Source organism: Psychromicrobium ferritrahens, from assembly GCF_043789415.1.
In the GTDB taxonomy this organism is placed as follows: Bacteria; Actinomycetota; Actinomycetes; order Actinomycetales; family Micrococcaceae; genus Renibacterium.
Genome location: NZ_JBDLLW010000001.1, coordinates 2,063,655 through 2,076,788, shown reverse-complemented (window position 1 = coordinate 2,076,788; position 13,134 = coordinate 2,063,655). Strand labels below are relative to the sequence as shown.

Below are 13,134 nucleotides of genomic sequence, written 5' to 3'. Positions count from 1 at the left end.
TGGAGTTCCAAAGCTACTTCTCGAAAGCGTGCCCCTCTTCGCGATCCAGCTGAGTTGGCCCTTTATTGCGGAAGGCCCAGACATAGACGGCCAGGGAGATGGCGATGCAGACCGTGACGTAGCTGAAGAAGACACCATCAGCTTTGGCCTCGTGCAGCGCCTTCCCGATATACGGGGCGGTACCGCCGAAAATCGCGTTGGCGATGCCATAGCCCAAGCCGACACCGAGAGCCCGGATCTCCCGTGGGAAGATCTCCGACTTCACCAGGGCGTTGATCGAGGTGTAACCGAGCACGATCAAGAGCGCCGACATCATCAGCAGGAAGGAGAGCCAAGGATTGCTGGTTCCGCTGAGCGCGCTCATAATCGGCCAGGTCAGCAGCACGCCGCCGATACCGAACCAGAGCAGCAGAGGTTTGCGGCCGATCCGGTCGGAGAGTGCCCCGGCCAGCGGCTGCAAAAGCATGAAGATCAGCAGAGCGAAGAAATTCACCCAGGTCACGGTGGGTTTGTCCTTGATGGTGCCGTTCATCAGGATCTGCATATAGGAGGTGAAGGTGTAGAACGCCACGGTGCCGCCCATGGTCAGGCCGATCACTACGAGGAAGGGCTTCCAGTGCTTTGACAGCAATCGGAAAGTCCCTGGAGCGGCTTCACCTGCTTTGGCGTTCCGCGCCGCATCCAACTGCGATTGCGGAACCGATTCGATCATTCCGCGTCGGATCCACATCACGGTGACCGCGGCGAGGGCGCCGATGATAAAAGGAATCCGCCAGCCCCATTCGCGCAGCGCCTCCTGGGAGAGGATCAGCTGCAGGATGATCTGCACGACCAGCGCGAGTACCTGACCGCTCACCAGGGTGACGTATTGGAAGCTGGAGAAGAAACCCCGCCGGTTCCGGGTGGCCATTTCGGACATATAGGTCGCACTGGTGCCGTACTCCCCGCCCACCGAGAAACCCTGTAGCAGCCGAGCCAGGAAAAGTATCACCGTGGCCCCGATGCCGATCTGCGCGACGCCGGGCGAGACCGCGATGAGCAGCGAACCTCCCGCCATCAGAATCACACTCAGGGTCAGTGCTGCTCTGCGCCCATTCCGATCCGCATAGCGGCCGAAGAACCAGCTGCCGACCGGGCGCATGATGAAACTCGCAGCGAAGATGCCGAGCACCCCAAGGGTGTCCCGGTCCTCCGAGCCGCTGGCGAAGAAGACATGGCCGAAATAGGAGGCGAAGACGGTGAAAGAGTAGAAGTCGTACCACTCAACCATGTTGCCCGCAGAGCCTCTGAGGATATTCCCGACCACTGAACGGGCTTTGAGTGCCTCGCGCTCTGGGTCATGTGCCAACGCCATCGGTGATCTCCATTTCGTTGTGTTGCTTTTCGATTCGAGGCTATTCCGCCTACCTCGGTGTCGCAAAATGTCACAAAGACAAGCTCAAAAACAGAAATTGAGCAGCTGCTCAAACTTGTTCCTATGAATTGAAGACAGCCCATTCACAGTATGACCATAGTCACGTAAGGTTTGTCACAACGACCCAGCAGGGCCGTTCTCTTTGAGTTATGCCGCCACGACGCTGGCATCCGAGAGCAGGTATCCGTCCGAGCCGGTGATCCGGCCGGACTCCGTTGTGAAGGAAGAAGATGACCCTTGCCTCAAAAAGGCGTGTGAGAACAGTCGCTGTGGCTGGCCTCACCGGCATCGCCCTTCTGTGCGGCACTGGGCTTCAAGCTCAGGCCACAGAAGCACCCAAAAATCCGGCCAATGATGCTAATAGCACAGTAACCGTTCCGGCGGACAAAATCAGCGGAAACCTGGCGACTGCCAAGGGCCCTGTTTCGGTCTATGTTCAGCTCTCCGGCCAGGGCGCCTTCGCGGCCACTCAGCCTCAGGCCGTGAAGCAGAAGTCGAGTGCACCGGTCAATGCCAGCTCTGCGGTGCAGCAGATCCGCAAGACCATTGAGCAGACAGCTCAATCCGTGACGCAAGAAGCCTCCGCGAAGAAGCTCTACACCACGACCAACGCCCTTCCCGGCGTCGCCATCAATGGTGATGCCTCGGCGATCCGAGACCTAGCCAAGCGCACCGACGTCGTAAAGATCACGCCGATCGTGCCGAAGAGCATCCCGGACAACAAATCAACCGACGTCGACACCCGCGCCTTGAATACCTGGGCGCAGACCGGCCAAACCGGCAAGGGCATCAAAATCGCCGTGGTCGACAGCGGACTGGACTACACGCACACCGATTTCGGCGGTCCCGGTACCGCCGAGGCTTATAAGACCGCAGGCGCCTCGGCCACCCTGGTCCCGGGCACCTATGATCCCAAGAAGTTCCTGGGCGGTTACGACCTGGCGGGCGACGACTACAACGCCAATCCCAATGACCCCAGCTACCAGCCGATCCCGCACCCGGACAGCAACCCGCTGGACTGCGTTGCTGGCGGACACGGCACCCACGTTGCGGGCACCGCAGCGGGCTATGGAGTCAACGAAGATGGTTCGACCTTCACCTCAGGTGAAAATGGCAACCCGAAGTACTCGGATCTGACCAGCAACCAGGTCAATGGCCTGCGCATCGGCCCCGGCTCAGCGCCGGAAGCCGGACTGTACTCCTTCCGGGTGTTCGGCTGCCTGGGTAGCACCAACCTGGTGATCGACGCCCTGGACAAGGTGCTCGACCCCAATGGTGACGGCAACTTCAGCGACCGTGCGGACATCGTCAATATGTCCCTGGGATCCGACTACACCCCCACCGACGACCCGGAGAACGACGTCATCAACGAGCTCACCAAGACCGGTGTGCTCTCCGTGGTGGCTTCCGGCAACGCCGGTGATTTCTACGATATCGGCGGCTCCCCTGGAAACGCCAAGACCTCTCTGACGGTAGCTAACTCGGTCGGCTCGCAGAGTGCTCTGGACCGGATCGATGTGCTCGCTCCCACCGCGGGGCAAGCCGCTGGCCAGTACTCCTCCAGCTTCGATTACTCAGCCGCTTCGGTGACCGCGGCCCAGCTCACCGGCACCGTGGTGACCGGCCCGAGCGGTAGCAATGCCGATGGCTGCGCCGCCTTCTCCGCTGAGGACGCCACCCGAGTGGCTGGCAAGTGGGTCTGGCTGAGTTGGGACGACAATGACGCCACCCGCAAGTGCGGCTCCGCGGCACGTTACAACAACGCGCAAGCAGCCGGAGCAAAGGGTGTGGTGTTCGACTCCGCTCTGGATGTCTTCGCCGCCGGTATTGCCGGCAACGCTGGAATCCCCGGTGTTCAGTTCACCAAGACCTATTCCGAGCAGCTTCGCCCAGCGGCCCAGGCCGGAACCCTTCAGCTTCAGCTGAAGTCCGCTTACCGCGGCACCGCAGGAGGCGATACGAACGCCCTGGACACGCTGAACACCAGCTCTTCACGTGGCGTTCACGGCTCGAACGGCATCGTCAAGCCTGACGTAGCAGCTCCGGGTACCTCGATCGGCTCGGCTGGCGTTGGCACCGGCAACGGCGCGAACGTCAAGAGCGGCACCTCGATGGCGACCCCTCATGTGGCCGGTATCGCCGCCCTGGTGATGGCACAGACCAAGCTCTCTGCACTGCAGGTGAAGTCCATTGTGATGAATACCGCAACGCATGACTTGTTCAAGGGTCAATTCGCCTTCGGCCCGAACCGGGTTGGCTCCGGCCGGGTGGACGCGCTCAATGCGACCACCACGAATGCGCTAGCCTACGCCACTGACGACCCTGAACTGACCAGCCTCAACTTCGGTGTTCTCGAACTGGCTGATAAGCCGCTGAGCATCACGAAGTCCGTCACGGTCAAGAGCATCGGCGGACCGAGCCGCAACTATGCTGTGAAGTATCTGCCGGCAACCACCATTCCGGGGGTTGAATACGTGGTGACTCCTTCGGTGAACGTGCCGAGCGGTCGGAGCGCGACCTTCAACGTGACACTGAAGATCGCTGATCCGAAGGCCTTGCGCAAGACCTTGGACCCGACCATGGACGCAGCTCAGCTGGATACCCCGCGGCAGTTCATCGCCGAGGCCTCCGGCCGGGTCGAGCTCTCCAGCGCCAATGCTGCGAGCTTGCGGGTTCCGGTGTACGCCGCTCCCAAGCCCACCTCCGCCATGACGGCGGGCAAGGCGCTGAACTTCGGCACCGGGGTCAAGGCGCCGGTCTCCTTGACCGGTCGTGAACTGCGACTCGGTGGCCTGGATGCCAATAGCTACAACAGCCTGGTTTCTCCCTTCGAATTGCAGACCCAGAGCCCCCGGATCGAGAAGCTCGATGAGAGCGCCGCTCCCGATGCCCAGGAGAATCTGGCGATGCGCGCGGTGGATCTGCAGAATGTCGGTGTCTCCTCCACGATTCCAGCCTTGGCGGATCTGGGTGCTGACCCGAAGGACGGCGAAATCGCTTTCGGCATCTCTACCTGGGGCAACTGGGCGGCCTTGACCAAGTTCATGCCGGTCTACGTCGATATCGATACCAATAATGACGGCGTCAATGACTTCCAGTTGCGCACCGGCACTGCGACAGGTCTTGACCTGCCCTTGGTGATCATCTCGAAGTACCTGCCGAATGGTTCGACTCAGGTACTCGGGAACCTGCCGCTCAATGGCGTTGACGGATCCGTGGATTCCAACACCATGGACAGCAATGTGATGAAGCTTTCGGTTCCCGCTTCGCTGCTGGGCATCGATGGCTCCAAGTCGGCTCCTTTCACCTACACAGTCACCACCTACTCCATTTACAAGGAGAAGGACGGCGATCTGGTACCGGTCGATCAGACCGCTCCGGTGAAGTACGATCCGGTGAACCCGGCACTTTGGTTCGAAGACGGCAGCGCGAGCACGCTGTTCTTCGATCGCGCTGATAACGGACTCAACGCCCACCGGGCGCCGGGGAACACCACCGCCAAGGCGCTGTTCCTGCACTTCCACAATGCAACCGGTGATTTGAGCGCTACCGGGGACGGCGGCAAGAAGGCCGAGATCGTTCCAATCAAGGCGAGCAACCCGGTGGCCGCAAGCGCCTATCTGGCTCCCCAGACGGTCTTGCAGAACACCTTCACCATCGCGATCGGGCAGAAATTCTCGCCTCATTCGGTGATCAAGGTGACCGCTGAGAACGGTGCGACGCTGGCTTCCGGTAAAGCTGATTCGCGAGGCAATGCGATCATCTTGGTCAAGTTGCCGAAGTCGCTGAGCGTGGGTAAGCACACCCTGAAACTCACCGATGCGAGCGGAAAGAGCGCTTCCGCGCAGCTACAGGTCAAAGCTTGGCCTAAGTGGTAGTCGAGTGAGCTAAGGAGGGGTGCAGGCCTGAAGGCTTGCACCCCTCCTGCATTGTGGGCAGGTTTTTGCACGACCGCCGGAGAACTTCACGAGCGCGCAGGCACAGCAAGGGGCGATACGCTGTGCGGTGATGGAGATCTTTCACTTGCGATATTTTGTAGCGGTTGCGGAACACCTGAGTTTCTCCCGAGCCGCCCGTGACCTGCACATGGCGACCTCCCCGCTCAGCCAGCGGATACGCGATCTAGAGCGTGAACTCGGCACCGTGCTTTTCGATCGGGATTCTCGCAGTGTCAGCCTGAGTTCGAGCGGCAGCGCCTTGCTGCCGCTCGCCCAGGAAGTGCTTCGCGATTTCGATGACATCCCGCTGAAGCTGAGCAAGGCGTCAGCACCTGAAAGACTCAGCTACTCGATAGGTTTGGCCCCCTGGCTGCACCCCTTGCTGCGCGGAAAATTGATCGAGTTCAGCGCGCAATTGGCTGAGCGCTACCAACTCATTCGTTGGCCGGCTGGCAGCCGCGAGCTGCTCACCGCGGTGCACCAGCGCAAACTTGCTTTCGCACTGGTGCATTTACCCGCCCAATTACCAGGGGTAACAGCCCAGGAAGTCTTTCGGGAGAAGCTCGGAGCAGTGTTGCCCGCGCACCAGTTCGTCGGCCGTGAATCAGTGTCATTGACAGAATTGGCCGATTTCACCTATATCAGGACCGCAAAAGGTACCCAGCCGACCTATTATGATCAGCTCGAAGTGCGGATGTCCGCCGCCGGAGTGCATAAGCGAGCCACTCTCAGCACAGGAGATTTTGCCAGCCCGGCTGAAGTGGTCTCCAATGGAGACGCTTTCTCGCTGACACTGCTGGATCAAGACCTTTCGAGCACCTCAGTGAACGGCGCTGAGGTCGTCGCCCTGCCGTTCGACGATTTCAACCCGGAGCTTGCCACCGGGATCATCTGGCGCACTGACCGTGCGGAAGAACACGCCGACCTTCACGAACTGATTGCTTTGCTGCGCGACTTTTTCCGCTCTGAACCCGAATAGAACCGCTGAATTCCCCGGAAATCCAGGGATTTTGATTGTGACCGCTGTGGTCACAAAAGCATCCGCCCATTGGTGTCAGAACTAGCTGGATATTGGTTGCCTCAGCGAACTAGTGTTGAAAACGAGCCACTGACTTACGACTCATCATCTTCGAATCACTTATTCGATGCAGCTAACTGTAAGGAACGCAGCAATGACAGAGCAGAATCTCGCCACACTTTCCAGCACCAATAACGGCCCGCTCGCTGGCATTCGGGTCATCGATATGGCAACCGTGGTGATGGGGCCTTATGCAGCTCAGGTCCTCGGTGACCTCGGCGCAGACGTGATCAAGATCGAATCCCCCAACGACACCATTCGCGCCGGCCTCTTCGCAAACACCCCGGGCATGTCCGCCCTGCACCTCAACGTCAACCGGAATAAGCGCAGCGTCGCCCTGAATCTCAAGTCTGAAGAGGGCCACGCCGCGGCCATGAAACTGATCGGCTCGGCCGACATCCTGATCTCCAATATGCGCATTGACGCGCTGCGCCGCCTGGGGATGGATTACGAGACTCTGAGCGCAAAGTTCCCGCAGCTGATCTACGTACACGCCCAGGGCTTCCGACCGGATTCCGACCGCGCAGGCTTAGCCGCCTACGATGAAACCGTCCAGGCGGCCTCCGGCCTGCTGGACATCGCACAGCGTGCCGCGGATATCCAGAAGCCAGCCGTGCTGCCCACTATCTTGGCCGATAAGGTCTCCGCGCTCACCATGGTCTACAGTGCCATGGCCGCTCTGGTCCATCAGCAGAAAACCGGACAGGGCCAAAAAGTCGAGGTCCCGATGACGGACACCATGCTCGCCTTCAACCTGGTCGAGCATTTGCAGGGACAAGCCTTTGTGCCGGCAAAGAGCCAGACGGGCTTCCCGAACTCGCTGATGAAGGGCCACTATGCCCGGCCCACGAAAGACGGTGGCTTGGTGATGGTGATCCCCTACGGACCGCAGAACTTCCGGGATCTGTTCGTCGCGGCGGGCCGCCCCGATCTCGCCGAAGACCCCCGGGTGAACAACGAGTTCATCGACGTCCGCGCCGACGGCAACGAACTCTCGGCGCTGCTGGACGATGTCATCCCCTTGCGCACCACCGAGGAGTGGGCAGAGATCTGCCTCAGCAAGAGCATTCCCTTCGGACCGGTGCTGCGGCTCGATGAGGCGATGGACGATGATTACGTCCGGGACGGCCATCTGCTCGACGTCGCAGAGCATCCGAGCGAAGGGAAAATCCGGATGATCGGGGTACCCATGCAGTTCTCCGCGACGCCGCCCTCGATTCGCAGGCACGCCCCGCTACCCGGCGCCGATACCGAAGAAGTGCTCGCCGAACTGGCAACGAAATCATCAGCCGATCAGAACACAGAAATGGCAGGCAGCCTAGCATGAGCAATTCAGCAGAAAATCTGGAGCCGAGAGCAGCAGCGGTACTCACCGAAATCGTCGGCAATGCCTTGGTCATCACCATCAATCGGCCCAAAGCACGAAATGCAATCAATGCTGAGGTAGCCCTGGGCCTGGCCGCAGCACTCGATCAGCTGGAAAGCGACAGCGAGCTGCGGGTCGGCGTACTAACCGGAGCCGAGGGCACCTTCTGCGCCGGGATGGACCTCCGGGCCGCGGCGGCGGGAGAAAACGTCAGCGTAGCCGGAAAGGGCTTCGCGGGCTTCGTCGAAGCCGAATCCAGCAAACCACTGATCGCGGCCATTGAAGGCTACGCGCTCGGTGGCGGCTTGGAACTGGCCTTGAATTGCGATCTGATCGTCGCGGCCGAAGGCGCCACCCTGGGCCTGCCCGAAGTGACCCGCGGCTTGATCGCTGGCGGCGGGGGCGTGATCCGCTTGCCCAAGCGGATTCCTCATCATCTGGCGATGGAGATGCTGCTGACCGGTTCCAGTATCGATGCTGCCCGGGCCCAGGAACTAGGACTGGCCAACCGGGTCAGCGCGAATGGGCAGGCCCTGGCCGAGGCCCTGGAACTGGCATCAGTGTTGACGCAGAACGCCCCGCTTGCCCTGGCCGCGGTCAAAGCGGTGACCAGAATTGCTGATGCGGCCTCAGAGCCTGAGGCCTTCACGGCGCAGGCCGCGGAAATCCACAAACTGATGAAGTCCTCCGACGTCGCAGAGGGCATCAAAGCCTTCACTGAACGTCGGGCACCCCAATGGAGCGGAAAGTAAGAGTAATCATGAAAATCGAAGATATCCGTCGCAGCATCACCACCCCGCTGAGCAGCCCAGCCTACCCAGCGGTCGGCTCTCGGTTCACCAACCGTGAGTATCTGAACATCGTCTATCGCACGGATGCTGAGGCCCTGCGGGCCATAGTTCCGGAGCCGCTGGAAATCGATGAACCGCTGGTCCGCTTTGAAGTGATGAAAATGGGTGACTCCACCGCCTACGGACCCTATGTCGAAGCCGGGCAGGCGATCCAGGTTTCCTATGACGGCGAAAAGGGTGAATACCTGCACGCCATGTACCTGGATAACTTCGCCGCGACGGCGGCGGGCCGTGAGATCAGCGCCTATCCCAAGGTGATGGGCCAGCCCGCACTGACCGTGGATAACGGCGCTCTGCTGGGTACCCTGGACTACGGTTCGGTGCGCGTCGCGACCGCCACCATGGGGTACAAGTTCTATCCTCTGGACTTCGAAGAGGCGAAGGCCCAGATCACGGCACCGACCTTCATGCTCAAAATTGTCACCGATCTGGACGGCCAGCAGCTCTCAGCCAAGTTGGTACGCACCGAGATCAGCGACATCACGGTGAAAGAGGCCTATACCGGGCCAGCTCGTCTGCAACTGTTCCAGCACGTGCTGGCGCCGCTGGCCGATCTCCCGGTGTTGGAGATCGTCTCCGCGAGTCATATCAATACGGATCTGACCCTGGCCCAGTCGGTACCTGTCTACGACTACCTCGCCGAAGCCAAGGCAACCGAAGGAGCAAGGAAATGAACAGCGACAGCATCCGTCGAGTCGCCGTCGTAGGAGCCGGCACGATCGGGCTTTCCTGGATGGCTTTGTTCGCCAAGGCGGGTCTCAGCGTCACGGTGAGCGATCCACGCCCGGACGTGGCCGAGGTGGTTCGTGACTCGATGCCGGAGCTCGCCAAAACCTTGGGCAGCACAGCCGAAGAGCTGCTCGCCCGGGTCACGGTCTCCAACAGCTTGGAGGAAGCCGTCGCGGAAGCCGATCTGGTGCAGGAGAACGGTCCGGAACGCCTGGAGTTCAAGCAGCAGCTGTTCGTCGAGATCGCCTCCGCCGCTCCGGCTCATGCCTTGCTGACCTCATCGAGCTCGGGCATCGTGGCCACCCTGATCGCCGAAAAACTCGACGACGCGGCCGCCGCCAGAATGTTGATCGCTCACCCCTTCAATCCTCCGCAGCTGATGCCGCTGGTCGAAATCGTACCCGGCGAGCGCACCGTAGAAAGCTCCACTCTGAGTGCTATTGAGTTCTATCGTGAGCTGGGCAAAATCCCGGTTCGTGAGCACAAGGAGATCCAGGGTTTCGTGGCCAATCGACTGCAAGCTGTGGTGCTCAAAGAGGCCTTCAGCCTAGTGCTGCAAGGGGTGGTCTCGGTCGAAGAGCTGGACACCGCGATGAAAGCCTCACTCGGTGCTCGTTGGGCGACCATCGGACCCTTCGAAAGCTATCACCTGGGTGGCGGCCCCGGCGGGATCCGGCATATGTTCGCGCACCTGGGCGGCAATCTCACCGACGACGACTCCGGAGTGACCGAGGCCGATGTGGAACGCCTGATCACCGACGTCGAAAGCACCTACGGTGCCGGCCCCGAAGCCTACCGGCGACTCGCCGAGGCACGTGATCGCAGACAGCTAGCGGTCAATCAAGCTGTCAATAACTAAATTTTAACGATCCAAGAAAGTGTGAAAAAGATGGCAAAGCCAGCAAACAGCAATCCCGACTACTTCGGCTTCGAAGAATTGCTCACCGATGAGGAACGCACCGAGCTCGCCGAGATCCGCGAATACCTCACCGAGGAGATTAAACCCCTCGCCAAAGAAGCTTGGGATAAGACGGAGTTCCCCTTCGAGGTGATCGAGAAATTCGCCGCCTTGGCCGAGGCGAAGGGCCTGAACCTGGCAGATGGCCAGTTCCCGGGCTTCGCCTCCTCCGGGCGGAAACGCAGCGCCATGATGACTGGCTTCCTGGGCATCGAGTTGAACCGAATGGATCCCTCGCTCGCGGTCTTCTCCGGCGTGCACACCGGGTTGGCGATGGGTTCCATCTACGGTGGCGGCAATGAGGAGCAGCGCCAGCGCTGGCTGCCCGATATGATCGCCTGGAAGAAGATCGGCGCCTTCGCGCTCACCGAGCCTGAAGGTGGTTCCGACGTCTCCGGCGGAATGCGCACCACGGCCCGCCGAGAAGGCGATGAGTGGGTTCTCAATGGCGCCAAGCGCTGGATCGGCAATGGTACTTTCGCTGATCTGGTGGTCGTCTGGGCCCGCGATGAGGCCGATGATCAGGTCAAGGGCTTCGTGGTGGAAAAGGGCACCCCGGGATTCAGCTCCGCCAAGATCGAAGGCAAGATCGCGCTGCGCACCGTGCAGAACGCCGATCTGACCTTCGAAAAGGTCCGGGTTCCGGAGGCGAATCGCCTGCAGAACATCAATAGCTTCCGAGATACCGCAGAGGTGCTGCGCGCTACTCGCGGCGGCGTCGCCTGGCAGGCGTTGGGCGTCTCCATTCGGGCCTATGAACTGGCCCGCGACTACGCGACCACCCGGGTTCAGTTCGGTAAGCCGATCGCTTCTTTCCAAATGATTCAGGACCTGCTGGTCAAAATGCTGGGCAATATCTCCGCGATGTTCGGCATGGTAACCCGCTTGGCCCAGTTGAGCGAGGAACTCCGCGACACCCCTGAACAGGCCGCACTGGCGAAGGCTTACTGCACCTCGAAGATGCGCGAAACCGTGGCCTTCGGCCGCGAGCTCTTCGGCGGGAACGGCATTGTGCTGGAGTACGAGATCGCCAAGCTGTTCTCCGACGCCGAGGCGATCTACTCCTTCGAAGGTTCACGTGAGATGAACACCCTGANACGCCGAGGCGATCTACTCCTTCGAAGGTTCACGTGAGATGAACACCCTGATCGTCGGCAAGAACATCACCGGCATCAGCGCCTTCATCTAGGCCCTTGCGACGAAGACCTCCTGGACTCCTGCGAGCTGCGCAGGAGTCCAGGAGGTCTTCGTCTTCTGATCAGGGGACCACTCCGTCCTCAGCAGCGTGAGCGGCCAGGAAGCTGTAGACCTCGGTCTCGTCGACGCCCGGGAAAACCCCCGGTGGCATAGCGGCCAGTAAGTGGGAGTGTGCCCTTGCGCTCGGCCAGGCATTGCCGCTCCAAGCACTCGCCAGTTCGGCGGGTGGCCGCTTGCAACAGGTCTCATCGGGGCAACGCGATTTCGAGCGCTCCTGGGTGTCCCGGCCCCGGAACCACTTCACGTGCGCGTAAGGAACCCCGATGCTCAGTGAGAACTCTCCCCCGCTGGAACGCTCGGTCCGGGCGGTGCACCAATAGGTGCCCGCAGGAGTATCGGTGTACTGGTTATAGGCGCTGAACTTATCGCTCACGTCGAAGACCTCTCGCGAGGTCCAGTACTTGCAGATCGGCTGACCCTCGATCGCTCCGGTGTGATCGGTTGGGAAGGTCACGCCGTCGTTCTCATAGGCCTTGTAGACGATCCCGCTCTCGTGCACTTTCTGGAAGTGCGTCAGGATGCCCAGATGCTCGGTGGCCAGGTTGGTGAAGCGATGAGCAGCGGTCTCATAAGAGACGGCGAAAGCGTCACGAAGGTCCTCGACGGCGATTTCCTTGGCCGCCTTGGCGCGCTGCAGGAACTCCACGGTCTGCTTCTGCGGCAGCAAGAGCGCTGCGGCGAAGTAATTCGTTGCCACCCGCTGAGAGAGGAATTCACCGTAGTTGGTGGGCGGGTGATGATCCAGCACATAGTGCCCCAGGGCTTGCAGCAGCACAGACCGAGGATCATGCTCGCTGCGCCCGGACTGGGTCAGGTAGATCCGCCGATTCTTCAAGTCGGTCACCGAACGAGTGGAATGCGGCAGATCGCTGACGTGGTGCAGGGTGAAGCCGAGGTGGCTGGCGATATCGGCGATCACATGCTGAGAGAGCGGTCCGCCGGTGTAGCCGACGCCGGCGAGCACTTTGGCCGCTTCGGCTTCGTACTCCGCGAAGTAGTTGTTCCGCTCCCGCATCTGCAAGCGCAGCGCGGTATTCGCCCGCCGGGCTTCCTCCGGGGTGGCGATCTGCTCATTGAGCCGCCGTTCCAGCTCGGCCTGCAAACCCACCAAAGCCTCCAGGGCGTCCATCGACAAACGAGACGAGACCCGCACCCTGGGCAAGCCGAGAGACTCATACAGCGCGCTGCGCTGCGCTCGTTCCAGCTCAATCTCCAGGGCCGCTCTGCGGCTCGGCGGCTCGGCTCCCAACAGCTGCTCGATGCTCACGCCCAAGGCTTTGGCCATTGCCTGTAGCAGCCCTAGCTTGGGTTCCCGTTTGCCGTTTTCAATCAGGCTCACGGCGGACGGCGAGGAATTGATCTTTTCCGCCAGATCGTCGAGGGTCAGTTGGGCGCCTTTTCGCAGGTGTCGGACCCTGCGACCGAGGCTGATCAGGTCGATCTTGTCCTCCGATTCCGACTGCACCGCGCTCTGATCCGGCTTTTGCCAGCTTGAACTCGTCATTTCTTGACTCTACGTCAAGAAATGCAAATCTTTCCAGAT

Annotated in this window: 9 protein-coding genes; 7 read left to right on the top strand and 2 right to left on the bottom strand. The window is 60.8% G+C overall.

Translation table 11 applies throughout. The features are described from left to right. Window positions 1-13 precede the first annotated feature (13 nt). Entirely contained in the window at window positions 14-1,354 is a 1,341-nt protein-coding gene (locus ABDK06_RS09505; protein ID WP_394940714.1) for an MFS transporter, read from the bottom strand. A 314-nt stretch (window positions 1,355-1,668) separates the two neighbouring features. Here ABDK06_RS09505 and ABDK06_RS09500 point away from each other — a divergent pair, with 314 nt between their 5' ends. From ABDK06_RS09500 to ABDK06_RS09460, 7 genes are all read left to right on the top strand, one after another. Continuing rightward, window positions 1,669-5,292 (top strand): S8 family serine peptidase, encoded by a 3,624-nt coding sequence (locus tag ABDK06_RS09500; protein ID WP_394940713.1) that lies wholly within the window; start codon window positions 1,669-1,671, stop codon window positions 5,290-5,292. A 130-nt stretch (window positions 5,293-5,422) separates the two neighbouring features. Continuing rightward, on the top strand, window positions 5,423-6,331 hold the full coding sequence (locus ABDK06_RS09485) for a LysR family transcriptional regulator (protein WP_463401504.1): 909 nt from the start codon (window positions 5,423-5,425) through the stop codon (window positions 6,329-6,331). A gap of 193 nt (window positions 6,332-6,524) precedes the next feature. Next, entirely contained in the window at window positions 6,525-7,757 is a 1,233-nt protein-coding gene (locus tag ABDK06_RS09480; protein ID WP_394940712.1) for a CaiB/BaiF CoA transferase family protein, read from the top strand. Continuing rightward, window positions 7,754-8,548 (top strand): crotonase/enoyl-CoA hydratase family protein, encoded by a 795-nt coding sequence (locus ABDK06_RS09475; RefSeq protein WP_394940711.1) that lies wholly within the window; start codon window positions 7,754-7,756, stop codon window positions 8,546-8,548. Before ABDK06_RS09480 ends, ABDK06_RS09475 begins: the two co-directional genes overlap by 4 nt. 8 nt (window positions 8,549-8,556) lie before the next feature. Further along, entirely contained in the window at window positions 8,557-9,321 is a 765-nt protein-coding gene (locus tag ABDK06_RS09470; RefSeq protein WP_394940710.1) for an acetoacetate decarboxylase, read from the top strand. Next, the gene (locus ABDK06_RS09465) at window positions 9,318-10,235 is read left to right on the top strand and encodes a 3-hydroxyacyl-CoA dehydrogenase NAD-binding domain-containing protein (protein ID WP_394940709.1); all 918 of its coding nucleotides are present in this window, start codon (window positions 9,318-9,320) and stop codon (window positions 10,233-10,235) included. Before ABDK06_RS09470 ends, ABDK06_RS09465 begins: the two co-directional genes overlap by 4 nt. Window positions 10,236-10,265: 30 nt before the next feature. Beyond that, complete coding sequence (locus tag ABDK06_RS09460; protein WP_394940708.1) at window positions 10,266-11,468, top strand: acyl-CoA dehydrogenase family protein; 1,203 nt, start codon at window positions 10,266-10,268, stop codon at window positions 11,466-11,468. 124 nt (window positions 11,469-11,592) lie between these two features. Here ABDK06_RS09460 and ABDK06_RS09455 read toward each other — a convergent pair whose 3' ends face one another. Further along, window positions 11,593-13,095, bottom strand: coding sequence for a helix-turn-helix domain-containing protein (locus ABDK06_RS09455; protein ID WP_394940707.1), 1,503 nt, complete (start codon window positions 13,093-13,095; stop codon window positions 11,593-11,595). Window positions 13,096-13,134 lie beyond the last annotated feature (39 nt).